The 25941-nt window shown below is 59.1% G+C and carries 28 protein-coding genes; 14 read left to right on the forward strand and 14 right to left on the reverse strand.

The annotated features are described in order from the left end of the window. The first annotated feature begins 301 nt into the window (after positions 1 to 301). Positions 302 to 676, forward strand: coding sequence for a hypothetical protein (locus tag RBB49_RS13940; RefSeq protein ID WP_306143447.1), 375 nt, complete (start codon positions 302 to 304; stop codon positions 674 to 676). A 35-nt stretch (positions 677 to 711) separates the two neighbouring features. Here the strand turns inward: RBB49_RS13940 and RBB49_RS13945 are convergent, their stop codons facing one another. Next, positions 712 to 840: a hypothetical protein gene (locus tag RBB49_RS13945; protein WP_306143448.1), complete on the reverse strand. Its 129-nt coding sequence runs from the start codon at positions 838 to 840 to the stop codon at positions 712 to 714. 324 nt (positions 841 to 1164) lie between these two features. Here RBB49_RS13945 and puuE point away from each other — a divergent pair, with 324 nt between their 5' ends. The 4 genes from puuE (at position 1165) to RBB49_RS13965 (ending at position 4139) form a co-directional block, all read left to right on the forward strand. Beyond that, positions 1165 to 2076: an allantoinase PuuE gene (puuE, locus tag RBB49_RS13950; protein ID WP_306143449.1), complete on the forward strand. Its 912-nt coding sequence runs from the start codon at positions 1165 to 1167 to the stop codon at positions 2074 to 2076. A 522-nt stretch (positions 2077 to 2598) separates the two neighbouring features. Next, positions 2599 to 3171 carry a hypothetical protein gene (locus tag RBB49_RS13955; protein WP_306143450.1) on the forward strand — a complete coding sequence of 191 codons (573 nt, stop codon included), beginning with the start codon at positions 2599 to 2601 and terminating at the stop codon, positions 3169 to 3171. 1 nt (position 3172) lies between these two features. Next, a complete protein-coding gene (locus RBB49_RS13960; RefSeq protein ID WP_306143451.1) occupies positions 3173 to 3556 on the forward strand; it encodes a helix-turn-helix domain-containing protein in 384 nt (127 codons plus the stop codon). A 289-nt stretch (positions 3557 to 3845) separates the two neighbouring features. Continuing rightward, on the forward strand, positions 3846 to 4139 hold the full coding sequence (locus RBB49_RS13965; protein ID WP_306143452.1) for a hypothetical protein: 294 nt from the start codon (positions 3846 to 3848) through the stop codon (positions 4137 to 4139). Here RBB49_RS13965 and pcaF read toward each other — a convergent pair. Continuing rightward, the gene (gene pcaF, locus RBB49_RS13970; RefSeq protein ID WP_306143453.1) at positions 4106 to 5311 is read right to left on the reverse strand and encodes a 3-oxoadipyl-CoA thiolase; all 1206 of its coding nucleotides are present in this window, start codon (positions 5309 to 5311) and stop codon (positions 4106 to 4108) included. The genes RBB49_RS13965 and pcaF overlap by 34 nt on opposite strands. Positions 5312 to 5408: 97 nt before the next feature. After that, positions 5409 to 6797 carry a mannose-1-phosphate guanylyltransferase/mannose-6-phosphate isomerase gene (locus tag RBB49_RS13975; protein WP_306143454.1) on the reverse strand — a complete coding sequence of 463 codons (1389 nt, stop codon included), beginning with the start codon at positions 6795 to 6797 and terminating at the stop codon, positions 5409 to 5411. 176 nt (positions 6798 to 6973) lie between these two features. On the opposite strand from RBB49_RS13975, the gene RBB49_RS13980 reads away from it, so the two are divergent. From RBB49_RS13980 to RBB49_RS14015, 8 genes are all read left to right on the forward strand, one after another. Then, positions 6974 to 7825, forward strand: coding sequence for a metal ABC transporter ATP-binding protein (locus RBB49_RS13980; RefSeq protein WP_306143455.1), 852 nt, complete (start codon positions 6974 to 6976; stop codon positions 7823 to 7825). Next, a complete protein-coding gene (locus RBB49_RS13985; RefSeq protein ID WP_306143456.1) occupies positions 7815 to 8633 on the forward strand; it encodes a metal ABC transporter permease in 819 nt (272 codons plus the stop codon). The genes RBB49_RS13980 and RBB49_RS13985 overlap by 11 nt, the downstream gene beginning before the upstream one ends. Positions 8634 to 8670: 37 nt before the next feature. Beyond that, positions 8671 to 9081, forward strand: a complete 411-nt coding sequence (locus RBB49_RS13990) for a Fur family transcriptional regulator (protein WP_306143457.1) — start codon at positions 8671 to 8673, stop codon at positions 9079 to 9081. 164 nt (positions 9082 to 9245) lie between these two features. Next, positions 9246 to 9827, forward strand: coding sequence for an NnrU family protein (locus RBB49_RS13995; RefSeq protein WP_306143458.1), 582 nt, complete (start codon positions 9246 to 9248; stop codon positions 9825 to 9827). Between the two features lie 194 nt (positions 9828 to 10021). Then, on the forward strand, positions 10022 to 10702 hold the full coding sequence (locus RBB49_RS14000) for a tetratricopeptide repeat protein (RefSeq protein ID WP_306143459.1): 681 nt from the start codon (positions 10022 to 10024) through the stop codon (positions 10700 to 10702). Further along, complete coding sequence (locus RBB49_RS14005; protein ID WP_306143460.1) at positions 10699 to 12051, forward strand: PQQ-binding-like beta-propeller repeat protein; 1353 nt, start codon at positions 10699 to 10701, stop codon at positions 12049 to 12051. The genes RBB49_RS14000 and RBB49_RS14005 overlap by 4 nt, the downstream gene beginning before the upstream one ends. A gap of 153 nt (positions 12052 to 12204) precedes the next feature. After that, a complete protein-coding gene (der, locus tag RBB49_RS14010; protein ID WP_306143461.1) occupies positions 12205 to 13632 on the forward strand; it encodes a ribosome biogenesis GTPase Der in 1428 nt (475 codons plus the stop codon). 79 nt (positions 13633 to 13711) lie between these two features. Continuing rightward, on the forward strand, positions 13712 to 14512 hold the full coding sequence (locus tag RBB49_RS14015; RefSeq protein ID WP_306143462.1) for an inositol monophosphatase: 801 nt from the start codon (positions 13712 to 13714) through the stop codon (positions 14510 to 14512). Between the two features lie 6 nt (positions 14513 to 14518). Here RBB49_RS14015 and RBB49_RS14020 read toward each other — a convergent pair whose 3' ends face one another. The 11 genes from RBB49_RS14020 to rpsF form a co-directional block, all read right to left on the reverse strand. Continuing rightward, positions 14519 to 14890, reverse strand: coding sequence for a VOC family protein (locus RBB49_RS14020; RefSeq protein ID WP_306143463.1), 372 nt, complete (start codon positions 14888 to 14890; stop codon positions 14519 to 14521). Between the two features lie 117 nt (positions 14891 to 15007). Continuing rightward, positions 15008 to 15733, reverse strand: coding sequence for an SDR family NAD(P)-dependent oxidoreductase (locus RBB49_RS14025; protein WP_306143464.1), 726 nt, complete (start codon positions 15731 to 15733; stop codon positions 15008 to 15010). Between the two features lie 11 nt (positions 15734 to 15744). Next, positions 15745 to 17211: an amidophosphoribosyltransferase gene (gene purF / locus RBB49_RS14030; protein WP_306143465.1), complete on the reverse strand. Its 1467-nt coding sequence runs from the start codon at positions 17209 to 17211 to the stop codon at positions 15745 to 15747. Between the two features lie 146 nt (positions 17212 to 17357). Continuing rightward, positions 17358 to 17969, reverse strand: a complete 612-nt coding sequence (locus RBB49_RS14035) for a CvpA family protein (RefSeq protein ID WP_306143466.1) — start codon at positions 17967 to 17969, stop codon at positions 17358 to 17360. Positions 17970 to 18042: 73 nt separating this feature from the next. Next, positions 18043 to 19437: a DNA repair protein RadA gene (gene radA / locus RBB49_RS14040; protein WP_306143467.1), complete on the reverse strand. Its 1395-nt coding sequence runs from the start codon at positions 19435 to 19437 to the stop codon at positions 18043 to 18045. An 11-nt stretch (positions 19438 to 19448) separates the two neighbouring features. Next, complete coding sequence (gene alr / locus RBB49_RS14045; RefSeq protein ID WP_306143468.1) at positions 19449 to 20591, reverse strand: alanine racemase; 1143 nt, start codon at positions 20589 to 20591, stop codon at positions 19449 to 19451. A 145-nt stretch (positions 20592 to 20736) separates the two neighbouring features. Next, positions 20737 to 21021, reverse strand: coding sequence for a PilZ domain-containing protein (locus tag RBB49_RS28415; protein ID WP_369293626.1), 285 nt, complete (start codon positions 21019 to 21021; stop codon positions 20737 to 20739). 195 nt (positions 21022 to 21216) lie between these two features. Beyond that, positions 21217 to 22701: a replicative DNA helicase gene (locus RBB49_RS14055; protein WP_306143470.1), complete on the reverse strand. Its 1485-nt coding sequence runs from the start codon at positions 22699 to 22701 to the stop codon at positions 21217 to 21219. 369 nt (positions 22702 to 23070) lie between these two features. Next, positions 23071 to 23688, reverse strand: coding sequence for a 50S ribosomal protein L9 (gene rplI / locus RBB49_RS14060; protein WP_306143471.1), 618 nt, complete (start codon positions 23686 to 23688; stop codon positions 23071 to 23073). A gap of 108 nt (positions 23689 to 23796) precedes the next feature. Beyond that, complete coding sequence (gene rpsR / locus RBB49_RS14065; RefSeq protein ID WP_029066450.1) at positions 23797 to 24045, reverse strand: 30S ribosomal protein S18; 249 nt, start codon at positions 24043 to 24045, stop codon at positions 23797 to 23799. Positions 24046 to 24051: 6 nt separating this feature from the next. Next, a complete protein-coding gene (gene rpsF, locus RBB49_RS14070; RefSeq protein ID WP_306143472.1) occupies positions 24052 to 24462 on the reverse strand; it encodes a 30S ribosomal protein S6 in 411 nt (136 codons plus the stop codon). Positions 24463 to 24993: 531 nt separating this feature from the next. Between rpsF and fabD the strand changes: the two genes are divergently transcribed. After that, a complete protein-coding gene (gene fabD, locus RBB49_RS14075; RefSeq protein ID WP_306143473.1) occupies positions 24994 to 25938 on the forward strand; it encodes an ACP S-malonyltransferase in 945 nt (314 codons plus the stop codon). The last annotated feature ends 3 nt before the right edge of the window (positions 25939 to 25941 follow it).

Raw genomic sequence — 25941 nt, forward strand, 5'->3', positions numbered from 1 at the left:
TTCCCGAAGGCGTCCCTCCGGATTGACGGCATCTCAAAACGCCAGACTGGGCACCGGTTTATATCTCCGGCTGTAGCGTAAAGAGAGGTATATGTTGGTTCGATATATCGGACTAATATATATCATGCTGAAATGAATCAAGGGTGCGCTGCACAAAAATTTGGGGCTGCGACCAAAATGGTCAATGATGCAGCGGGGGCCGGCGAAGCGCTTTTGACCTGTTCAATTTGTCACCTTGCTGTTTGTCGCCCGCACTTTAGTTTGGAGAGATGAGTGCAGGGCAGGCACATCGGAGCGACCAATGTCAGACGGGAAACGGGCGGCGGCGCCGCGCAAACTGAAAGATGAACCGCTCATCCGGCTCGTGGCCATCAACGGCGCGGCCGGGGTTTGCGTCGCCATGCTGGTCATGGGCGGTATTTTCTGGGCCAATATCGGAAATCTGCGTGTTCTGGTGTCCAAGGCGGAAGATCCGGTTCTGCCGGTCCTGATGCTGGCATTTGCTCTCATCATCACCCTCGGGTCCGTCGTCATCGGCTCGGCGATCATGCTCCTCGGCAAAAAACACGGAAACGGTGGCTCTTCCGGAGGTACGTTTTTCCACAATTGGACGCAGAGCATGAAACAGGCGCGCGTCTACGCGCCTGCGCGTGCCGGCGGTTCCCGGAAAAGGTAATCGAAACGGGGATGCAGGGCCTCAGCCGGCGCTGCCTAGTTTGCGGTGTTGCCAAGCAGCACCACCGCGCTTGCTTGCGGGGACGTTTCGGAGCCAACGTCTGAAAAGGCGGTCATGGCAGCGGCCGCCAGCAACAGCAGCAGGCCCGCGGATGACAGTTTCATCTCATCAATCCTTGCGATCATGGCCGTCCCCCAGCTCTGTCCGTGTCATCCTTTTAGTTGCAACGCGCTAAAGCACGGATAATCGCGTGATTAAAATTTTATCGTTCTGCGTTTTTCGCTGCTCAAACGGCAGAAGGCTTGCACTCGGGCGAATGTTGCGGTCTTTTGAAAACATCTGATTTGAGAGGGAATTTTCAGTTGCGCCGGGGCTGCAACACCGCGCATTAAACACTGCGGACTTGCTGTTTCGGCGTCCCGCGTCCCGCAGTTTGAGCAACCCGTCACCATCCGTATCGAACCGGATCTGCAACGATGGAGCACGCGATGAACGACACCTATCCACGCGACATGGTCGGGTATGGCCGGACGCCACCGGACCCGAAGTGGCCCGGTGGCGCGAAACTCGCGGTCCAGTTCGTCGTGAACTATGAAGAGGGTGGCGAGAACAATATTCTCCACGGTGATCCCGCGTCGGAAGCCTTCCTTTCGGAAATCGTCGGGGCGCAGCCCTGGCCGGGCAAACGCCACTGGAACATGGAATCGATTTACGAATATGGATCTCGGGCCGGGTTCTGGCGGTTGTGGCGCCTGTTCACCGAGCGTTCCCTGCCGGTGACGGTTTTTGGTGTGGCAACGGCGCTGATGCGAAACCCCGAAGCTGTCGCGGCGATGAAGGAGGCCGACTGGGAGATCGCCTCACATGGCCTGAAATGGATCGAACACGGCGACATGGAAGAAGCCGAGGAGCGGCGGCAGATCCGGGAGGCGATCCGCATTCATGAAGAGGTAACCGGTGCGCGCCCGCTAGGCTGGTACACGGGCCGATGTTCCATGCAGACCCAGAAGCTGGTGCTGGAGGAGGGGGGCTTCCTGTATGACTCGGACAGCTACGCGGACGATCTGCCGTATTGGGTGGACGGACCCGACGCAGACCATCTGGTCATACCCTATGCGCTCGACACCAATGATATGAGGTTCGCATCGCTGCAAGGCTTCAATTCGGGTGACCAGTTCTTTGCTTACCTGAAGGATGCGTTCGACACGCTCTATGATGAAGGCCGCCGCGGCGCTCCGAAGATGCTCAACGTCGGTCTCCATTGCCGGCTTGTAGGCCGGCCAGGACGCGTCGCCGCTCTTGCGAGTTTTCTGGACTACATCGCCAGCCATGCAGATGTCTGGATCACAAGGCGCATCGACATCGCCTGGCACTGGCACGCGCATCATGGCCGCATTTAGGAGAACTCGGACTATCGATAGCCGGCCCTTGAATAAATAAGCCCCGTCAGCCTTTTCCCGGGCGGCTGACAGGGCAATGAAAATTTCTGCTCGCAACAACATCTAGAAATCGCATTTCGTTACGTAAGTAAACATTTCGTTAAATTTAACCTTAAGATTTAAATCTGCTTGTAAACTTGCCGAATGCTTAACGCTGTGCGTCCGGCTTCGACGATCCGTGCCGCCCGCAGCCGGCCGTGCTGCCGCCTGTACCGGTCTCACAGATGCCTCATGAATGCAGCGCCGATGGCATTGTGGGGCTCATTGCGGTTCCTGCCTGAAGTGCATCTCATTGAAAAACCCTAATTATTTCCATCGTGTTTCAAAATGATACGAAAACCTGTGAATTTCGATGGTTTCCCGGGAAGGGATTTGCATCTCACGGGTTTTGCAGACGGTGGGGGAGTGGAACTGATGGGGTGTGGGCCTCGTCGGTTCTCTCGAATGCAAGGCCGGGTGACCGGCTTGTGTTGAACCAGGTGGATGTCGGGCAAACAGACTGTGGATCTCTCAACTGTACGTACTGAGGCAGACAGCGTATTCAAAAACCATGTTCTTGGGTTCAAAGACCCGGGAAATCCGCTTTTCCGGACTGTGTGTGTCCCCCGGATTGGCCAGGATCCGTCAACGACGCGTTTGAGAACAGGCAGTTCCTTTTTGGAATCCGCACATGCGGTGCCTCGAAAACGCAACGCCCAGCCCATTGAAACCGGTTCAGTAAGGCACATCTCCAAAGCTGATGATGTACCTCGTGGGGCATGCGTGTTGTCGCTGTTTGACGCACGTGCCTCTGGTCATTCCAGAATGGATGAAACAGCGCTTCTCAGAAAAAACAGAACCGAAGAACGCGACAACTGTGCCGGTGAGACACCCTTGGTGGATCTGCCGATTGTCGCGGCAAAGAGAGAACAAAACTCCATGAAACCACTCATGCGGCAGACATTGAAAAACCGTGGGCAAAGCAGGATCTGTCCGGAAAGCACGATCCTCGTCGGAACATCAACCCTCACAACGCAGACCCGAGGCGTTGTCTCGAAAAACAGCGGAGGGCTTTGAGATGAGCCTTGCGCTTGACTACGAAATTGTACACCTGCGCGCACAACTTGAGCAGAAAGAGGCCAGAATTGCCGAGTTGGAGCGACTCATCGCGGACCAGCAGATCGCCTTTCCGCCCGATTGGGATCTGACGCGCATCCAGACACGCATCCTGAGGTTTCTGTTGAAGCGGAACTTCGCCAACAGGGAACAGATCCATGCTTTCCTTTACGCGGACCGCGACGATGGCGGACCGGAACTGGAAAACGTGCGTGTGCATATCTGTCTGCTTCGCAAGAAGCTGAAACCGCACGGCGTGAACATCAGTTGGATGGTCGGCATGGGCTACCGTCTCGATGATGAGACGAAAGAAAAGATCCGGTCTTGTTCCGCGCGGGCGGAGTAGGACTCACCAACGACGATCTTGAACGGCGAGTGCGTCAGGACGCTCTCGCCGTTCCGGTTTCCGGCGGAACCAGATTAACCTTACCATTTAAAATACAACTTAAAACTGAGCAATTCGTATTGCCTGTTTCGCGTGTATCGCATACCACCGCAAGAGCTTAATATTTTGTTAATTAAAGCCTGGGGTTGTGATGCGGTTCTTTTTTCGGAATTTCCATATAATTGTATTTGCTTGCTTTTCTCTGTTTGCAGCCGTCTGGGTTGCAACCAGCCCTGAGCGCACGGAGAGCATGGTTCGCTCCATGGTGGAAGATGCGCGGGAGGTTGAAGGGCTGGCAACTGCCGCCTATCGGGAGTTGCGCGGCTTCCATTGGGGCGCCGCCTACGATGAATTCGTCACCTTGTATGTTGCCGCAATGCGGATGCCTTCTCTTGTTTTTGAAAGGCTCGCGGAGCGGCTCGACAAGGTCAACGAAGACATTTCAAAACGAGCGCGGTCCGCGCACCGCCCGTCACCGGAAGCGGAGCAAGAAAAGCGTTTCGCTTTCCATCACGCGCAGGCCAGGGCGAGCGCGATGCCTTGACCGACCCCGATGCACATCGTTGCAAGGGCGAGCTTGCCGCCGCGTTTCTTCAGTTCCAGTGCGGCGGAACCCGTAATGCGCGCACCGGACATGCCGAGCGGATGACCGAGCGCGATTGCGCCCCCATTCGGGTTCAACGCGTCGCTTTCCTCAGGTAGCCCGAGGTCGCGCATGACAGCAATTGCCTGCGCCGCGAACGCCTCGTTCAATTCGATCACATCGAATTCACCCGCCGAAAGCCCCAGATGCACGCAGAGTTTCCGCGTTGCCGGCGCAGGGCCGATGCCCATGATCCGCGGCGGGACACCGGCGGTCGCGCCGCCCAGGATCCGGGCAATGGGCGAAAGGTTGTATTTGCCGACGGCGGTTTCCGAAGCAAGCAGCAGCGCGGCAGCGCCATCATTGACGCCGGAGGCGTTTCCGGCAGTGACGGTTCCGTTTTCCCGGAAGGGCGTCTTCAACGCACCGAGCGCTTCTCTCGTGGTGCCGTGCCTGGGGTGTTCGTCGGCTGTGATCAGGACCGGATCACCCTTCCTCTGAGGTATCGTGACCGGCACGATCTCTTCGGCCAGGCGGCCGTTTTTCTGGGCGATTTCCGTCTTTTGCTGGCTCCTGAAGGCGAATTCATCCTGATCGGCACGGGAAATGGAGAAATCCTCGGCAACGTTTTCTGCCGTTTCGGGCATGGAATCGATACCGTATTGCCGTTTCAAAAGCGGGTTGACGAACCGCCACCCGATCGTGGTGTCGTAAATCTCGGCCTTTCGCGAAAAGGCCGTATCGGCTTTTGGCATGACCAGCGGCGCGCGGGACATGCTTTCAACGCCTCCGGCAATGGCAAGGTCCATTTCGCCGGCCTTGATCGCCCGGGCTGCGGTCATGACAGCATCCATGCCGGAGCCGCAAAGCCGGTTGAGCGTAAGGCCGGGCACGGTGTCGGGCAGGCCGGCCAGGAGGGTCGACATTCGCGCGACGTTGCGATTGTCTTCGCCAGCCTGGTTGGCACACCCGTAAAAGACATCATCGAGTTGCGTCCAGTCCGTGTCCTGGTTCCGCTCCATGAGTGCTTCGATCGGAATGGCGCCGAGGTCATCTGCCCTGACAGCGGACAGTCCGCCGCCATAACGGCCAATGGGCGTTCGGACGTAGTCGCAGATAAAAACATGGTGCATTGGACATCATCCCGGATAGCGCGGTCTCTGAGACACGGTCTTGAATAACCTTGCCGCCGATTGCAAGCAAACTCCCCGCGGCTGTCCGGGACAGGGCTCAGTCCGTATGGCGGACGATATCGTCCTCGGCGAGATAGGTTCCCGACTGCACCTCGATCATCCGCACGGGGATCTTGCCCGGATTGTGCAGGGTGTGCCGCGCGCCGAGCGGAACGTAGGCGGACTGGTTTTCGGTCAGCAGTCGCGTCTGGCCGTCGATCGTGATTTCCACCGTCCCGGACACGACGATCCAGTGCTCGGTGCGGTGCAGATGGCTTTGCAGACTGACGCGCTGAGCGGGTTTGATCATCATGGATTGGACCGCAAACCGCTCGCCCGCATTTATCCGTTCCGTGTAGCCCCAGGGTTTGTAGGCGCGTGTGTGGCGGTCGACTTCGTCGCGGCCTTCGGCTTTCAGCTGATCGACGACTTTTTTGACGTCCTGAGCGCTGTTCTTGTGCGCGACGAGCACGCTGTCGCTGGTCGCGATCACCATCACGTCTTCAAGTCCGATCACCGAGACAAGACCCTGCTGCGAATAAGCCAGGCAATTGCGGCTGTCGAGAAAGCGCGTATCGCCCAGGCCGGAATTGCCGCCTTCATCCTTGTCCAGCACGGTCCAGATGGCGGACCAGGAGCCCAGATCGTCCCATTCGGGCGCGACAGGGGCACAGGACACGTTCCGGGCCTTTTCCATGATGGCGTAGTCGATGGAAATGTCGGCAAGCTTTTCAAAGAGCGCTTCATCGAGCCGGGTGAAATCCAGATCGCTGCGCCGCGTTTCCATGACCTCGCTGACGGCCTGGTAGAGGTCTGGCTGATGGTTTTTGAATGCGGTAATCATGGTGTCCGCAGAGTAGAGGAAGATGCCCGCATTCCAGACATAGCTGCCGTCCTCCAGAAAAGCCTTCGCACGGTCAAGATCCGGTTTTTCAACAAACTTTTCGACAGCGCGAACCGCCGTGTCGCCGGGAGCCACCTTGATGTAACCGTAGCCGGTGTTCGGCTCGGTGGGCGTGATGCCGAAGGTAACGATCGCTCCGTTGCGGGCGGCGTCTTCAGCCGAGCGGACGGTTTTCAGAAAAACGTCTTCCTTGCGGATCAGATGATCCGAAGGCAACAGGAGAATGAGCGCGTCCGGATCGATTTCCGCTGCGATGATCGCTGCCATCAGCGCAGGCGGCGCTGTATTCCTGCCAACCGGCTCGAGCAGGATGCTTGTTGCCTCGATGCCCAGGTCGGAGAGCTGTTCGCCCATCTGGAACCTGTGAGTGTTGCTTCCGATCACGATCGGGTTGGCAAAGCCTGGCTGCCGCACCCTTTTGCAGGTCTTTTGAAACAGGCTTTCGCCTTCGAACAGGGGAAGGAACTGTTTGGGACGGTCCTTGCGCGAGAGAGGCCAGAGACGAGAGCCGACACCGCCGGACAAAATGCATGGAAAGATCATGGAACGGATCCTGAGAAAAACCGACTGCAGAGTTGGTTATACATCCCAGAATGTCTAATTTTATTAACGCGCGCAATCTGCTGCCTGTTCTGACTTGACTGAGTTTTATGTAATAATATAACGCGGTCTCCGGTTCTATACTGGAAATCCGGGCGTATTCGGTACAGGCTTGTCAGATGGTCCTTGAAAAAAAACAATTGGTAGAACTCGACCGGGCAGGGGTGCGACGGGGCGGCAGCTGGCTTGTCAGGGGTGTCGACCTGTCGGTTTCTCCCGGCGAGATCGTGACCCTGATCGGGCCGAACGGGTCGGGCAAGTCCACCACGGCGAAAATGACGCTCGGTATCTTGAAGCCGTCGGAAGGCTCGAGCCGGCGCAAGGCCGGGCTGCAGGTCGGCTACGTCCCTCAGAAACTTGCGATCGACTGGACGTTGCCCCTTACGGTCCAGCGTTTCATGCGCCTGACAAACCGATTGACCGACGAAGAGTGTTCCCAGGCTCTTGAGCAGACCGGTGCAAGCCACTTGCTGCGCTCGGAAATGCGAACCCTGTCCGGCGGAGAAATGCAGCGGGTCATGCTGGCAAGGGCGATTGCCCGAAAACCTGATCTCCTGGTTTTGGACGAACCTGTCCAGGGTGTCGACTATGCCGGAGAAATTGCCATCTACGGGCTCATTTCGGACATCAGAAACGCGCTCGGATGCGGCATACTGATGATTTCCCACGACCTGCATGTGGTTATGGCCGCAGCGGACCAGGTCATCTGTCTGAATGGACACGTCTGCTGCCGCGGCACCCCGTCTGATGTCAGCAACAACGAACAGTACCGGGCCCTTTTCGGCGCCAGGGCCAGCGCCGAGCTTGCCGTCTATCAGCACAAGCACAATCACGTCCATCTTCCCGACGGATCCGTGATGCATGCCGATGGAAGCGTGTGCGAAGACTGCTCCGGCGAACATCACGGCCACGATCACGAAGAAGCGGACACCTCCGAAACGGCTCGGGGCGGAGCAACCCATGCTGGATGACTTTTTCACACGGGCGCTTGTTGCGGGTGTGGGCGTGGCGCTCGTTGCCGGGCCGCTTGGCTGTTTCGTCATCTGGCGGCGCATGGCCTATTTCGGAGATACGTTGTCGCACGCCGCGCTCCTTGGCGTCGCGCTCTCGCTCCTGTTTGATGTCAACACGACACTGGCCGTGGGTGCGACATCGGTAGCGTTGGCTTTGCTGCTACTGTCGCTGCGCCGAAGCGAATTGCTCTCCTCCGATGCGTTGCTGGGGCTTTTGTCGCATTCGGCGCTCGCGCTCGGCCTGGTTTGTCTTGCATTCATGACCTGGGTGCGCGTGGACCTTCTCGGGCTCCTGTTTGGAGACATCCTTGCTGTGACCCGCACGGATATCGCCATGATCTATGGTGGTGGAGCTTTCGTGCTTTTCGTTCTGGTTGTAGTATGGCGACGGCTTTTTGCCGCGACGGTCAACCCGGACCTTGCCGGTGGAGAGGGGCTCGAACCTGAGAAGATGGAGCTGGTATTCATGCTGCTCACGGCTGTCGTGATCGCTATTTCGCTGAAAATTGTCGGGGCCTTGCTGATCACTGCCCTGTTGATCATTCCAGCAGCTGCTGCACGAAGGATCTCCTCGACACCTGAACAGATGGCCTGCCTGGCGGCCGTCATCGGTGCAGTCTCGGTTGTCGGGGGGCTCTACGGTTCCTTGACCTATGATACGCCTTCCGGTCCGTCCATTGTCGTCGCCGCGATGCTAATTTTCGGCCTCAGTCTTGTCCCGGCAGGCGGACTCGTGAGAAAGATGAGACAAGGCTCCGATCAATGACAACGCACATCGCTCCGAAAAAAACAGGAGACCGTACGTGACCGCTCATGCGCATCCCGAACTGACGAAGAACCAGTCACTGGTTTTCGGCTCGCTCTCCGACGCCGGTGGCCCACTCACGGCCTATGCGATCCTGGATCTGCTTCGCGAAGACGGTTTCAGAGCCCCCCTTCAGGTCTACAGAGCGCTCGACAAGCTTGTCGAATACGGCATGGTGCATCGACTTGAAAGCCTGAATGCATTTGTCGCTTGCGCGCACACGGGGTGTTCGGCGCACGGGGCGGCAGCATTTGCCATTTGTGAACAATGCGGCGATGTCATCGAATTCACCCCTGATGAAGCGCTCAAGGGGTTGAACGATTGGGCAGGAGCACAAGACTTCACGCTTGCCCGCATGACCATCGAGTTGCGCGGGACCTGCGGCGCGTGCAAATCGAAAGCAGTGTAACGGCACTGCCGGTCTGGTAGGGCCGGCAAGACGGATCTCCGGTCCCGACAGCAAAAAACCTCCCGGCACGTGGAACCATGTTGCAGGCCGGACGCCTGCCTCTTATGGTCCGTCGGCGCGCGAATGGCCGACTACGGTCGGTGCAGAAAATGAGGGAGAACGGCATGGCTCTGCTTGTGGCCGGTTTGGTGTTGTTTTTGGGAATTCATGTCGTGCCGATGTTTCCGGCATTCCGCGGCTCCCTCACGCAAAAGCTGGGCGAGAACGGCTACAAAGGTTTGTTCAGCCTTGTTTCATTCGCCGGTTTGGCACTGACGATCTACGGCTATGGTGAAGCGCGCTTCGACGGATCACCCGTGCTTTACGACCCGCCGGTCTGGCTCCGCCATGTCACAATGCTGCTCATGGTGCCGGTGTTCATATTTCTGGTCGCAGCCTACATGCCCTGCAAGATCAAGAAGGCCCTGAAACACCCGATGCTCGTCGCCGTGAAACTGTGGGCATTGTCTCATCTCCTGGCGAACGGTGATCTTGCTTCTGTCCTGCTGTTCGGAGGCTTTTTCGTGTGGGCGGTGTTCGACCGTATTTCCGTCAAGCGCCGGGGCCCGCTTGCCGGCCAGGGGCCTGCCGCCGGGGGCGAGCCCGGTCGATATTCCGATGTCTGGGTGATTCTCATCGGCTTGGCTTTGTACGGACTTTTCGTCTGGAAGCTGCATGTGCTGCTGATCGGTGTCCCCGTCGCGTAGGCGACACGACAAAAATCCTTCGGGATTTTTGTCAATTCAGGACGGATTGCCCCACTTGCGCCACGAAGGCGGGCTTAAAGCCCGTGCAGGGAATTGCCCAAGACGGATCAAATGGATAATGTGCGCCACTCGAAACAGGGTGGTAGCTCATAACGTGAACGGGCCGCTGAGATAAATGCAGGAAATAGACACGCATGTCTGATATTTTTCGTGAAGTCGATGAGGACATCCGCCAGGAGAAATACCGCCGGCTTTGGAACAAGTTCGGTCTGTGGATTATCGGCGTCGCGGTTCTGATTGTCGTGGGTACGGCCGGGTATCGCTTCTGGCTGGGTTACGAGGAAACGCAGTCGCAGAACGCAGGGGACAAGTTCTTCGATGCGATCGCGCTGTCGGACCAGCAGCAGTACCAGGAAGCTGCCGAGATCTACACCGAACTGGAGAGTTCTGTCGGCGGATATCCGGCACTTGCGAAGTTCCGCAGGGCGACGGATCTGGCAAATTCCGGAAATTCGCAGGAAGCGCTCGATGCGTTTGATGCGCTCTCGCGCGACACCGCGCTCATGCAGGCGATGCGTGATGTCGCTGCGCTTCGGGCAGGGTACATCGCCGTTGATCTGGAGGATTACACGGCTGTTGCCGACCGGGTCGAGGGCCTGACCGGAGACACCGGTCCGTTCCGTGCAGCCGCACGCGAGCTGCTTGCTCTGAGTGCCTGGAAAAACGGTGACTTCGAAACAGCCAGCCGCTGGATTACCGCGCTGGAAGAGGATCAGGAAACGCCGGTCGACGTGAACCGGAGAGCGTCGCTTCTCGGTGAGGTGATCCGCGCCAATGACGGCAGCGCAACGGTCGGCGAAGGAAGCAACCAGTGATTTTTGCAGCAGGCGCAGCCAGCAGACGGACACTGCTGGGAATATTCGCACTTTCCCTGGCGCTGACCGGCTGCGGATCTGTGAGCGAGTTTGGCGACTCCATCAACCCGTTCTCGCGCGAAAAGATCCTGCCGGGTGAGCGTCAGCCCGTTTTTGACGGTGCCGATCCCGCAGCCCGGGCCCTCGGCCAGACCGCCAAGGTCGGACCGGCAACCGGTGGACAAAGCTGGACGACAAGCGGCGGCGGTCTGACCAACGACCCTGGAAATGTCGCCGTTTCGGTTTCCGGGAACACCTCCTGGCGCTCCAATGTCGGCACGTCGGGGCGGGGGCTGACGTCGGCGGCCTTGAGGCTGTCGGCCCGGCCCGTGAGTGATGGCAGCAAGATTTACGTTTACAAACCCAATGGTGAAGTCGTCGCGCTGTCGACCGCTGGCGGCCGGGTCTGGACACAGAACCTGCGGCCCGAGGGCGAGCGCGATGTCGGTCCGGGCGGCGGTGTGACCGTTGCCGACGGCGTGGTTTACGCAGCCACCAGCTACCGGCAACTGGTCGCTCTTGACGCAGGCTCGGGCCAGGTTCTGTGGACCGCGGATCTGGATACGCCGGCGCGTGGCGCTCCGGTTGCCGGTGCGGGGCACGTTTTCGTGGTCTCGCAGTCGAACGAGGTCTATGCGCTTTCCCAGTCCGACGGTGCGGTTGCCTGGACATATGCAGGCATCGAGGAAACCGCCGGATTGCTGTCGGTGGCCAATCCGGCCATCTCCGGCAATCGCGTGATTGTTCCGTTCTCGTCGGGCGAGATAATGGCCATCGATATCAAGTCCGGTGAAGCGGAATGGATCGACAGCGTCTCCCGCGGTTTCAGAACCCTGGCTCTGTCCGGCCTCGCCGATGTGTCCGCAAGTCCGGTTGTCGCCGACAACATGGTCTACGCAACGGGGGTTGCCGGCCGGACGGTCGCGGTTGAGGCCCGCACCGGCGTCAGGCGCTGGGAACAGGATCTCGGCAGTGTTCACACACCGGTGGTGTCCGGCAGCGCCATGTTCATGGTGGATCTTGACGACCGGATGGTCGCGCTTGATTTGAAAAACGGCGAAACGCTCTGGGCAACCTCGCTTCCGCGCCCTGAAAAGAAAAAGCGGCGCCGCAACTGGGCGGGACCCATCCTGGCGAACGGTGCTCTGGTCGCCTTTTCCAGCGATGGCCAGATCGCGATCGTTGACGCGACGACCGGGAACATCATGACCTCCCAGCGAACCAATGCCGACGTCTACGTGACGCCGATTGTCGCTGGCGGCCGGATCATTGTCCTGAGCGGCAACGACGGGGTCACTGCATTTAACTAGAACGGCGTTGTACCCGTGGCCATTGGCGACCGGGTGTGACGATCAAGAATTCAAGGAAAAAGCGATTTGTCCGCCATCCAGCGGACAAATCGCGTTTTCGCGTGGCTTTGGGGTTGGGACCTGCATGAAGCCCGCGTGTCAGGAGATACTGCTGTGGGCGCAACTGTCGCCATTGTCGGACGGCCGAATGTCGGCAAGTCCACCTTGTTCAATCGTCTGGTCGGCAAACGGCTGGCGCTCGTCGACGATACCCCTGGCGTGACCCGGGACCGGCGGCCCGGCGATGCGCGCCTCGGCGATCTCCGTTTCACGATCATCGACACGGCCGGTCTGGAGGAAGCTGACAAGAGCAGCCTCGAAGGTCGCATGCGCCGTCAGACGGAAGAAGCGATTGATACGGCCGATGCCGTTCTTTTCCTGATCGATGCACGGGCAGGGGTAACGCCGCTGGATGCGCATTTCGCCGATGTCGCGCGGAAAACGACGCGTCCGGTGATCCTGTTGGCAAACAAGGCCGAGGGGCGCGCCGGCGAGAGCGGGCTTTACGAATCCTATTCCCTCGGGCTCGGCGAGCCGATTGCGATTTCGGCGGAACACGGCGAAGGCCTCGCCGATCTCTATGACGCGTTGAAGCCGCATGTCGACCGTGTAACCGAAGAAGAAGAGGCTCGCCGCGAGGAAGCCGTTACCAATGTCGACGTGAACGAAGACGGCGAGCTTATCGACGAAGAAGACCCGGTCGGCACGGCCGAGCGTCCCCTGAGGGTCGCCATTGTCGGCAGGCCGAATGCGGGCAAGTCGACCCTGATCAACAAGATGGTCGGCGAGGACCGGATGCTGACCGGTCCTGAAGCGGGCATCACGCGTGACTCCATTTCCGTCGACTGGACCTGGCGCGATCGGCACATCAAGCTGTTCGACACCGCGGGGATCCGAAAGAAGGCGCGCGTTCAGGAAAAACTGGAAAAGCTATCTGTCGCCGACGCCTTGCGCGCGATCAAGTTCGCCGAAGTGGTCGTCGTCACGCTCGATGCCACGATGTCGTTTGAAAAACAGGACCTGCAGATCATTGATCTGGTCGCGCGCGAGGGCCGCGCGCTCGTGATCGCGGTCAACAAGTGGGATTTGATCGAGGATCGCGAAGCAGCCTGGAAAAAGATCCGCGACGCGAATGAACGCTACTTCAACCAGATCAGAGGCGTCCAGATCGTTACGCTTTCCGGTATTCAGGGGCAGGGTGTCGAACGTCTTGTTGAGACCGTCTTCTCGGCCTACGAAGCCTGGAACGCGCATGTGTCCACTGCGAAGCTGAACCGCTGGCTCGACAAGGTCACGGCAACGCATCCGCCTCCGGCCGTGGCCGGGCGGCGCATTCGCCTGCGTTACATGACGCAGCCCAAGACGCGGCCGCCACATTTTGTGGTTTTCTGCTCGCGCCCCGAACAGCTTCCGGAAAGCTACACCCGCTATCTGGTCAATTCGTTGCGGGAAGCCTTCGATATCAAGGGCACGCCTGTTCGCCTTGCGTATCGCAAGGGCGAGAACCCTTATGCGCCCAAAAAGAAACGAAAGATCCAGTAGCTGACAGTGCGTCCGGCCTGCAGCTGCGATGAGTGTGTTTCCCTTGTTTGTTTGAAAGAGATAGTGAAGGAGCTTTTTGATGATTTCCGAACGACTTGCTTTTGCCGAAAGCCTTGCGATCAAGGCGGGTAAACTCGGTCTGGAATATTTTCGAAAGCTGGACACGCTGACGATTACCCAGAAGGGACACCAGGATCTGGTTTCGGAAGCTGACAGGAACGTGGAGACGCTGATCCGCGAGGAGCTTGGTGCTGCCTATCCCGAAGACGGAATTCTCGGCGAAGAACACGGCATGGAAGAGGGCGCATCCGGCTACACCTGGGTTACGGATCCGATTGACGGAACCGCAAACTTCGTCACCGGAATACCTCAGTGGTGCGTCATCATTGCGTGTGTGCACCAGGGACAGGTGATCGTCGGTGTCATCCATGATCCGGTCGCGGGTGAAACATTCACCGCCGGAGCAGGCCAGGGCGCGTTCTTGAACGGCAAGGCAATCAGCGTTTCTGACAGCGACAGCCTGGCGGTCGGATCGGTCGGTGTCGGCTTCAATGGCCGGACAGCCATAACCGATGCGGTCAATGTTGTCGGCGCGCTGGTCTCCAAGGGTGGCGTTTTCTTCCGCAATGCGTCCGGCGGCCTCATGCTTGCCTACACCGCGTCTGGCCGTCTGATCGGCTATGTCGAATCTCACATGAATGCCTGGGACTGCCTGGCCGGCATGCTGCTGATCAGGGAAGCGGGCGGCGTCGTCATGGATCAGGATGTCAACCACGCGCTCTATCACGGCGCGCGCATTGTTGTCGGCTCACCGGGCGTATACGGCGACCTGAAAGAAATCGCCGACAGCTCCTTCGCACCGCTGGAGGCGGCCGAATAAAAAATTCTAGATGTGCTGGTCGACAAGAACCGGATTGCCGTCCGGGTCGATCAGCATGAAACTGGCCGGACCGCTTGATGTTTCATCCGCTTCCGCCTGAAAGACGTAGCCCTTTGCCTTGAGCTCTTTCTGCAGAGCGCGGATATCCTGATAGTCGTCAAGTGTCTGCGCGCTCTGGTCCCAACCGGGATTGAAGGTCAGCATGTTTTTCTCAAACATGCACTGAAACAGGCCGATGACGGTGTCGCCGTTTTTCAGGATGGCCCAGCCATCTGATCCCGAGCCACCCAGATCCGAAAATCCGAGCCCTTCATAAAAGGCCTTCGATTTCTGAAGGTCCTTGACCGCAAGGCTGATTGAAAACGCACCGAGTTGCATGAAACGGCCTCCTTTGCCGCTGAGTGGACAACAGGCATGGTTTCAAATGCAAAGAGGAGTTGCAAGCTCGGGACTGTTCACTTCGCAATGAGAGCGGGCCATCCGCCCGCAAGCGGGTCAGCTAAGCCACTCGCCGCTGACGCGGTCGAAGACTTCACCGGTCCGGTAAACGTCCGGCGAAACAAGATCCACGATTTCGCTTGCGACCTCGGCCGGTGACGGCAGGTTCTCCGGCGTTTCGCCCGGCATCGCCTTTGCGCGCAGACCGGTACGGGTCGGTCCGGGATCAACCAGGTTGATCTTCATGTTTGTCTGCAGGCTCTCATTTGCCCAGGTTTTCGCCATCGCCTCGACGGCGGCCTTGCTGATGGACTGGAGCCCCCAGAAGGCGGTGCGGGTCTGGGACTGTACCGACGTCAAAAACAGCGCGCGCCCGGCATCGGACTGACGCAGCAGCGGATCGAGCGAGCGGATCAGGCGCCAGTTGGCGGTCACGTTCACCGCCATCACTTTTTCAAAGTCCTTCGGGCTGATGTGCCCGAGGGGCGACAATACGCCGAGCATGCCTGCATTGCCGACCAGAATGTCGAGCTTCTTCCAGCGTTCGAAAATGGCTGCACCCAAGCGGTCGAGTGCATCGAAATCGGTCAGGTCCACAGGCACAAGCGTCGTCTGGCCACCAGCGGCCTTGATCTCGTCGTCGAGATCCTCCAATCCTCCGACGGTGCGGGCGAGGGCGATGACATGCGCGCCGCGCGCTCCGAGCAGTTTCGCAAGCTGATAGCCAATGCCGCGCGAGGCGCCGGTCACCACCGCGATCCGGCCTTCAAGATCATTCGTCATATTCTGGTCTCTTAGCCGACCTCGACCAGACGCGGTGCACTGACGAAGTCGTTGTCTTCCGACAGGTCTGTCAGGGGCGTCGGGTAGTCACCGGTAAAACAATGGTCCGTGAACTGCGGGCTTGCGTCATCTCGCCCGTCATAGCCCATCGACTTGTAAATGCCGTCAACGGAAAGAAACGCCAGGCTGTCGGCCCCGATATAGGCCCGCATTTCTTCCAGGCTGTATTTGGCGGCAAGGAGCTTTTCGCGCACGGGCGTGTCGATGCCGTAATAGTCCGAGTACCGGATCGGTGGGCTTGCGAGGCGGAAATGAACTTCCTTGGCTCCGGCTTCCCGGATCATCTGGACGATCTTCACCGATGTCGTGCCGCGCACGAGGCTGTCGTCGACAAGCACGACACGTTTGCCCTCGATCTGCGCCCTGTTCGCGGAGTGCTTCATCTTGACGCCAAGGGCCCGGATCTGCTGCGTCGGTTCGATGAAGGTCCGGCCGACATAGTGATTGCGGATAATCCCGAGTTCGAAGGGAACGCCGCTTTCCTGGCTGAAGCCGATCGCCGCCGGGACACCGCTGTCCGGAACCGGTACGATCACGTCCGCATCGACGCTGGTTTCGCGGGCAAGCTGTTTGCCCATCTCGCGCCTGACGTCATAGACACTGCGTCCGCCGACGATCGAGTCCGGCCGCGAGAAATAGATGTATTCGAAAATGCAGGGCCGTGCGGTCTGCTTTCCGAACGGGAAATAGGACTGAATGCCGGTCGAGGTGCAAACGATCACTTCGCCGTTTTCCACTTCCCGGATGAACTTTGCACCGATGATGTCGAGAGCGCAGGTTTCGGATGCCAGGATGGGAGCGCCGTTCAGGTCCCCGAGGACCAGCGGGCGGATGCCAAGCGGGTCACGCGCACCGATCAGCTTCTTGGACGTCAGCGCCACGAGCGAGTATGCGCCTTCCATCTGCATGATGGCTTCCATGAACCGCTCAACGATCTTGGCTTTGCGGGAACGGGCAACCAGCTGCAGGACAACTTCGGAATCCGATGTCGACTGGCAGATCGCTCCATCGCGGATCAGCTGTTGTCTGAGGGTGAGGGCGTTGGTGAAATTGCCGTTGTGGCAGACCGCGATCCCGCCGCCGTCCAGCTCGGCAAAGAGCGGCTGCACGTTCCGCAGGATTGTCTCGCCGGTCGTGGAGTAACGGACATGGCCGATCGCCGCGCGGCCCGTCAGCCGGCCAATCGTCTCGGCATCCGAGAAATGGTCGCCGACAAGCCCCAGATGACGTTCCGCCCGGAACTGCTCATTGTCGAAGGTGACGATGCCCGCCGCCTCCTGGCCGCGGTGCTGAAGCGCATGCAGCCCGAGAGCCGTCAATGCGCTGGCATCTTCATGTCCGAGGATTCCGAACACGCCACACTCTTCTCGAAGTGTGTCACCGTCCAAAAGATCATGCACTTCGGTTCCGCCGATCATGGCGAACACTCCTCTTGTTGACTGGCCCATAGCACCAGCCCGGGAAGTTGATTGCTTCGCTATCAGCGCGAAAGCAGCATTGTCGTCCAGCACGCGGAAAGGCGGCGGCGGGACATGTCACATTTCGGTATGCGCCTCTTCGGGCGTCAATTGTTATCGCTCGTCAGCTGGTCCAGCCCCTGACGTTCTGCGTCGCTGTATTCCGGTTCTTCCGACTGTGCGCCGGCACCGCTGCCGGTCAGGTCGGCATCCCGGATCCGGTCCAGTATTGCCTTCTCCGGATCTTCCGGCAGCACCGAAACCAGACGTTCGCCGATCGAAAGCAGGATTGGCCGCGACTTCGCGTCAAGGACCCATTCCGGCTGCTGATCCGGTTGAACGAACCAGTTGAAGAACATCATGGCGACCACGACCAGCAGAAGTCCGCGCACGGCTCCGAACACAAAACCGAGGGTGCGATCAAGCGCTCCGATCCGGCTGTCCAGAACGAAATCGGAAATCCGCATGGTGATGTAGCTGACAATCACCAGCGTCACCAGGAAGACGGCGGCTGCGGAAACGCCGGCAGCGACCAGTTCCTGAGGTATGTATGGTTTCACATATGGCAAGACCCGCTCGTAGAGCAGAAATGCCGCAGCCGCGGCGGCGACCCAGGACACGATCGACAGGACTTCCCGGACAAAACCGCGGATCATCGCAAGAACCGCCGAAATGAACATGATGGCCAAGAGCAGTCCGTCCAGAATGGTTATCGGCATGTTCCTGAAAAGTCCCTTTGTCTGGCGCTCACATGCGCTTCAATCTCAATCCCGATCCGCCCGGCATTTTGCGTCAAGTGCCCCCCGACGCACCAGCCTCAGCGGACAGTTTGGCAACAAAGTCCCCAAGTTCCGCAAGGCCTGTTGCCTTGAACGGCGACCCGGCACCGTCCTTCAGGTTGCCTTCCGGACAGATCGCCTGGTCGAAGCCGAGTTTCTCCGCTTCCTTGAGCCTTGACTGGGCCTGGGCCACAGGCCGGATGGCTCCCGATAAGCTGACCTCGCCGAAATAGACGCAATTGGCCGGAAGGGCAAGCCCGCTGAGTGATGATATCAGGGCGGCGGCGACCGCAAGATCGGCCCCGGGTTCGTTGATTTTGAGGCCGCCTGCCACATTGAGGTAGACATCGTGCTGCGAAAAGCGGACGCCGCACCGCGCCTCGAGCACGGCGAGGATCATCGACAGACGCGCATTGTCCCATCCGATCACGGCCCGCCGCGGCGTGCCGAGCGAGGACTGGGCCACGAGCGCCTGGATTTCAATGAGAAGAGGCCGGGACCCTTCCAGTCCGGCAAAGACCGCCGCGCCGGGGGCTGATGTGGTCCGGTCGCCAAGAAACAGGGCCGATGGATTGGCGACCTCGACGAGGCCCTTTCCGGTCATTTCAAAGACGCCGATTTCGTCGGTTGCCCCAAAGCGGTTCTTGACCGAGCGAAGGATGCGGTACTGGTGTGCTCCGTCACCCTCGAAATAAAGCACGGCGTCAACCATGTGTTCGACCACGCGCGGACCGGCGATCTGGCCGTCCTTTGTGACGTGGCCGACAAGCACCAGTGTCGTTCCGTTTTTCTTGGCGTAACGGACCATGGCCTGCGCCGAGGCGCGGACCTGGGTCACCGTTCCGGGCGGGGATTCCACCTGGTCGGTCCACAGGGTTTGAACGGAATCGAGGATCAGCATTGCGGGCGCCTTGTCCACCTCCAGCGTTGCGAGAATGTCTTCAACGCTGGTCTCTGCCGCCAGCGCCACCGGAGCATCGGACAGGCCGAGGCGTTCGGCGCGCAGACGCACCTGGCCAATCGCCTCTTCGCCCGAGATATAGACAGTCTTGTGACCGAGATGGGCAAGCTGCGCCGCCGCCTGGACCAGCAGCGTCGATTTTCCGATGCCCGGGTCTCCACCTACCAGCAGGGCGGATCCGCGAACAAAGCCTCCGCCCGTCACCCGGTCCAGTTCCGCGACATTGGTCTTGATCCGGGGCGCTTCCTTGGTGTCTCCGGAAAGGCCGACAAGCGGCACGACGCGTCCCTTGCTGCGCGCGGCGCGCGCGGGTCCGCCGCCGATCCCGCCGCCGGACTGTTCTTCGACAATGGTGTTCCATTCGCCGCAGGATTCGCAGCGGCCAACCCATTTAGCAGTGACTGCGCCGCAGGACTGGCAGACAAAGGATGTGGACCGCCGGGCCATGCAAACTCCAATCAGGTGAGGGGGCCGTAGACGCGCTCAAAACGCCGCCCGAGGCTTGTCAGGTACTCGTAGTCGATCGTCTCCGCATAAGCTGCAAGGTCCGCTGCTGCAACATTCGGACCCAGCATTTCCACATATGTACCGCGTTCGAGCAGATGTTCGGGGATGTCGGTGACATCCAGTGTGATCATGTCCATGGAGATGCGGCCGAGTATGGGAGCCCTGTGCCCCGAAATCATGGCAAATCCACCCGGCCTTTCGTCCGTCGAACCGGCCCGGCGCAGCATCCCGTCGGCATATCCGGCCGCAACCACGGCGTTCCTGAGCGGGCGTTTGGCCGTGTGCATGGCCCCATACCCGATCGTGTCGCCCTCCGGGACGTCGCGCACAATCATGATACGCGCCTCGACTTTTGCCACAGGGGTCATCGGGTTCGGGTCGTCGTCGATCGCCTGGCCGCCATAAAGCGAAATACCGGGCCGCACCAGATCGAAATGATAGTCTTCTCCCATGAGAACACCTGCCGAATTTGCAAGCGAGCGCCGCAGATGGGCATGGGGGGCGGTGACTTCGCGAAAGAGATCGAGCTGACGCCGGTTCATCGCATGGGACGGTGTTGAACCACAGGCCAGATGACTCATCAGAAGCGATGGCACGAACGGACCCATCATGCCGGCATCGCCAAGCGTTTGGGAGAATTCTTCCGGAGACAATCCGAGCCGGTGTATCCCCGTGTCCACATGCACCGCTGCATCAAGGGATCTGCCTGATGACTTGCAGAGCGCGATCCAGTCTTCCAGTTCGGCAAGAGAGCCGAGCACCGGGCGGATATTGTGCTCCAGATACGGTCCGCTCGTCCCGGGCAGAAGACCGTTCAGGGCGTAGATAACGGCCTCCGGCAAAACCTGCCTGAGTGCGATCGCTTCGGTGGGAACGGCGACGAAGAATGTCCGGCAGCCCGCCGCGAACAGCGCCCGACCGACTTCTTTCTGACCCGTGCCGTAGGCGTCGGCCTTGATGGCCGCCGCGCATTCGCTCTTGCCACCCAGCTTTTCCCTGAGAACGCGCCAATTTCGTGAAATGGCGTCAACGTCGATCGTGAGCCGGCCACCGTAGAGGTCGGAATGAAACTGGTTTTCTGGGGCTGCTGACACTGTCTGGCGCTGCTCCGGCACGTGCGACGGCTCAAGGATTCGCGCGCCAGTCTAGCGCATCGGCCGGGAGGAGTTCCAATTCAAAAACGGGCAAATAAGACCAAATCTTGCGCAGGTTCCGTTGCTTTACCCGCGAGATTGCCGGTCAGTCCTGGTATAGGAATTCGATTCCGGCCTCGTCGGTCCGTATCCATCGGACTTCGCCGTGAAAACGCAGCTTCTTGCTTTCCACCTCAAGCACGATTTTCTCGTTGTGCTTCAGGCCTTTGGTCTTGGTTGCAATGCGGCAGCCACCCGCGCTGATGTCTTCAACGACGCAGGGTTGGTGGCTATTCTCAAATTTCAGGATTCCAGGCCACTTGCAACGCTTGCGCGGGAAGATCCTGGTCTCCTCCAGTAATTTCTGCGTCGGTGAAAGCACGTGGGTCATTCCCGGTGTGAGGCGCAACTGACTTAATATTATTGACCTAGAGTAAGTAAAGGGGCTTAAAGATGGTTTAAGATTGTCATTTCATACAATTCGGAATTGAATGAAATTCTGGTTGTATTTTGTAAAAATACTCTACCAATACGCGCATTTATCTTGCTGCTCAGGACAACGGAGCATCGGAGATGTGCGCGCTGACTATTCGTAGCGCTGTGGCAGATGATCGTCTTCTGCAAGATCGGAAAAGCGCGTGAATTCGCCCTGGAAGTGAAGATTGGCGGTGCCCGTCGGTCCGTGGCGCTGCTTGGCAATAATCACTTCGGCCTTGCCTCTGGCAGCGTCATGCTTGGCTTCCCACGCGGCGTATTCGGGCGATCCGACATCAGGCTCGGTCTTGGAAAGATAGTATTCCTCGCGGTAAACGAACAGGACCACATCGGCGTCCTGCTCGATTGAACCCGATTCGCGAAGGTCGGACATCATCGGCCGCTTGTCATCGCGCGACTCGACCTGGCGGGAGAGCTGGGAAAGGGCGATGATCGGGACATTCAGCTCTTTGGCCAGTGCCTTCAGCCCGGTCGTGATTTCGGTGATTTCCTGAACCCGGTTTCCGGCGTTCTTCGCCGATCCTGACAGAAGCTGGATATAGTCGACCACAAGCAGGTCCAGTCCGCGTTGCCGCTTCAGCCTGCGTGCCTTGGCGACGAGAGAGGCGATGGAGATGCCACCCGTCTGATCGACGTGCAGCGGAACAGACTGCATTGTCTGGGCACAAGCGGCGAGTTTCTCGAACTCCGCTTCCGTGATGTCGCCCCGGCGGATCTTGGAGGAAGAGATTTCGGCCTGCTCGGAAATGATACGGGTCGCGAGCTGTTCCGCCGACATTTCGAGTGAGAAGAAACCGACGACGCCGCCATTTACCGTCTTGATCGCGCCGTCCTTCTGTTCTTCGGACTTGTAGGCCTGGGCGATGTTGTAGGCGATGTTGGTGGCAAGCGAGGTCTTCCCCATCGCCGGACGCCCGGCAAGCACGATAAGATCCGAATGCTGCAAACCGCCCATCAGCCGGTCCAGCTCACGCAGCCCCGTGGAAATGCCCGACAGTGCACCTTCGCGGTTGTAGGCGGCGTGTGCCATTTCGATGGTTTCTGTCAGCGCATCGCCGAAAGCGACGAAACCACCCTCGCTCCGTCCGGTTTCGGCAAGTTCGAACAAGCGGCGCTCGGCATCGTCGATCTGCTGGCCCGGGGGTACGTCGATCGGTGCGTCGAAGGCGATATTGACCATGTCTTCGCCGATCCGGATCAGGTTTCTGCGGATGGCAAGATCGTAAATCGTGCGCCCGTAGTCCTCAGCGTTGATGATGGAGGCGGCGTCACCGGCCAGTCGCAGCAGGAACTGCGTCGCGGACAGATCGGCGATCTTCGCATCCGCCGGGTAAAATGTTTTCAGCGTGATCGGAGACGCGGTCTTCCCGGCGCGGATCAGATGGCCGATTTTTTCGTAGATGTCCTGGTGGGAGGGGACGAAAAAGTGGTGCGGTTCCAGAAAGTCGGACACCCGGTAGAACGTTTCGTTGTTTACCAGGATTGCGCCCAGCAGCTGGCGCTCCGCCTCTGCGTTATGCGGCGCGAGACGTTGAACGTCTTCTTCAGTTTCGACCTTCTTAAGCGTGCCCTTCATACCGACCCCCGATATCCCAAGTCCATCCGGCATACCTTCACTTGCTGGTCGTCTCAAGGCTCAAAAACAGCTGTCACTGTTTCCCACCGACTTATGCAGATCAGCGGGGAAAGACTCAAATCCGTCTTGACTCCAAAGCTGTTTGAAGACTCAAGGCGATAGCTCTTAGTCATTGAAATCTATTATGTTTTTAAAAGTGTTAATCAGAAGTTAAAGAATTCCGTTGTGCTTTCAAAGCCTTGCCGGAGAATCTGTACCCGTTGCATTAGGGGGCAGTCAAAACGGTTTACGAAGATTGCCGGCAAAACAAAAAAACGGCGCTGCAAGCAGCGCCGTTTCACAAAATTGCCGGAATGAATTTGAAGCCGGTTAGACTTGTTCTTCTTCCGCTGCAGCTTCCTCGACAGCTTCGCCTTCGCCTTCGGCTGCAGCTTCTCCGTCTTCAGCTTCCCCGCCTTCTGCTTCTTCGTCTTCTTCGAATTCAAAGACGTCCTGCTCGGGGGTCGTGAGGTCTTCGCCGGCAGCCTGACGGACCGCTTCGTCTTCTGAGCGGGCAACGTTTACGCTGATGGTGACTTCGACTTCCGGGTGCAGGCGGATCAGGACGCTGTGCAGGCCGATCGTCTTGATCGGGGTGCGCAGTTCAACCTGGCTGCGGGCAACGCTGAAGCCGGCCTCGGTCAGTCCTTCTGCAATGTCGCGCGTGGAAACGGAACCGTACAACTGGCCTGTTTCACCGGCGGACCGGATCATGACCAGTGCTTCGCCGTCCAGCTTCGATGCAACGGCTTCGGCTTCGCTCTTGCGTTCCAGGTTACGGGCTTCGAGTTGCGCACGCTCGCGCTCGAAACGCTCCAGGTTGGCCTTGTTGGCGCGCAGTGCCTTGCCTTGCGGCAGAAGGTAGTTGCGGGCATAGCCGTCGCGAACGCGGACGGTGTCACCCATCTGGCCGAGCTTGGCGATGCGCTCAAGTAGAATGATTTGCATTTTGTTTCTCCTACTGTCCCGCCATGTGGCGGTTAGAGACCGTTTCTCCGCGGTCCCAATACGGATCTCCCGGGCGGACCCGGGAGAACGGGTTTCTGTTCAGAAACCTTAGCTGATCACGAACGGCAGCAGGCCGAGAAGGCGGGCACGCTTGATCGCGCGCGCCAGTTCACGCTGCTTTTTCGCGGAAACCGCGGTGATGCGGCTCGGAACGATTTTGCCGCGCTCGGAAATGTAGCGCTGCAGGAGACGGATGTCCTTGTAGTCGATCTTCGGTGCGTTGGAACCGGAGAACGGGCAGGTCTTCCTGCGGCGGAAGAAGGGACGGCGGCTCGGAAGCTGTGCAATATCAACCATTGTCTCTTACTCCTCATCACCACGGCGCGGCGGACGGCCACCACCTGAACGCTCACCACGATCACCACGGCCACCGCCACGGCGGTCGTCACGGTCACGCTTCTGCATCATTGCGGACGGTTCTTCGTCCAGTTCGTCTACCTTGAAGGTCATGAAGCGAAGGACATCTTCGCTGAGGCCCATCTGACGCTCCATCTCGGCAACAGCCGCATGCGGCGCCGTGATGTTCATCAGGGTGTAATGAGCCTTGCGGTTCTTCTTGATGCGGTAGGCGAGGGTCCGCAGACCCCAGTTTTCGATCTTGCCGACAGAGCCACCAGCGCCTTCGATGAGGCCCTTGTACTGTTCGACGAGCGTTTCGACCTGCTGGGCCGAAACATCCTGGCGCGCCAGGAAAACGTGCTCATAAAGAGGCATGAAACAAGCCTTTCTTCGTGTTGACAACGCGGGATTGGCGCAAAGCCTCCTCGTAGACCCGGAAAGGCGAACGAGAAATCTTACGGGAGTGGGAACACGGGAAGTCGGGTCTTTTGAAAAGATCCTGGCAAACGCCCTTCCGTTCAGCCCCCGGCCAAAGCCCGGATGAAGCGCGCTCTATACCCTGTTTTGAAGGAAATGCAAGCTCAATCGCTTCAAACGGCGAAAACACCGCTTATCTACTCCCAAGGGCTGCAGCAGATGTGTTGAAACGCTGGATGGCACGCAGGCGGAGTTATAATAAAGAAGACGAAAAATCACGGCCAGTTGGACATTTTTCGGATAAAAGTGGCGAGATTTTCGGTTTGAAGCCGTTCCGGGTCTTGACAGGTCGGGCAAGAGCGTATCATAGCCTCGCGCCAAGTTTGACGTCGCCCGGTCCGGCGCGACACTTCGCTTTCTTCCAATAGCAGATGGTCGTTGCCTCAGACAGGAAGCAGACCCGAGCACGTACATGGAGGCGTATTCCAGATGACCATAGCGTTCACATTTCCAGGCCAGGGCAGCCAAAACGTTGGCATGGGCAAGGTGCTTGCCGATACCTTTCCGGAAGCGAAAGCCGTCTTTGAGGAAGTGGATGAAGCGCTTGGACAGAAACTGTCCGACATCATGTGGAACGGACCGGAAGAAACCCTGACCCTGACCGCGAATGCGCAGCCCGCCCTTATGGCGGTGAGCCTCGCCACGATGCGGGTGCTGGAGGCGAAGGGGCTCGATCTGAAATCAAGCGCCGCCTATGTCGCCGGGCATTCTCTCGGAGAATATTCCGCGCTTGCAGCCGCAGGCAGCATAGATGTTGCAACGACGGCCCGGCTGCTGCGTGTACGCGGCGATGCCATGCAGAATGCAGTGCCGGTTGGTGTTGGCGCAATGGCAGCGCTGCTGGGTCTCGATTTTGAGCTTGCCGCCGAAATCGCCGAGGAAGCCGCACAAGGCGAAGTCTGTCAGGCCGCCAACGACAACGCGCCCGGACAGGTCGTCGTTTCCGGGCATCTGGCTGCCGTCGAGCGCGCGGTCGAGATTGCGAAGGCAAAGGGCGCCCGCCGCGCGGTGATGCTGCCTGTCAGCGCCCCGTTCCATTGCTCCTTGATGGCACCGGCTGCCGACGCCATGTCTGAGGCTCTCGCAAATGCGGAAATCAGCCCGCCTGCCGTGCCGCTTGTCGCCAACGTTCTGGCCGAACCGATTACCGACCCGGCAGACATTCGCGCCCGGCTTGTCGAACAGGTCACCGGCACGGTCCGCTGGCGTGAGAGCGTGCTCTGGCTCGCCGGTCAGGGCGTTGATACCCATGTCGAGGTCGGCACCGGCAAGGTGCTGACGGGCATGGTCCGCAGGATCAACAAGGAATCAACGGGCATCGCCGTGAACACGCCGGAAGACATAGACGCGCTGATTGAGAAACTCGGCGGTTAGTCT

Origin of the sequence: Roseibium sp. MMSF_3412, assembly GCF_030733265.1 — a bacterium.
In the GTDB taxonomy this organism is placed as follows: Bacteria; Pseudomonadota; Alphaproteobacteria; order Rhizobiales; family Stappiaceae; genus Roseibium.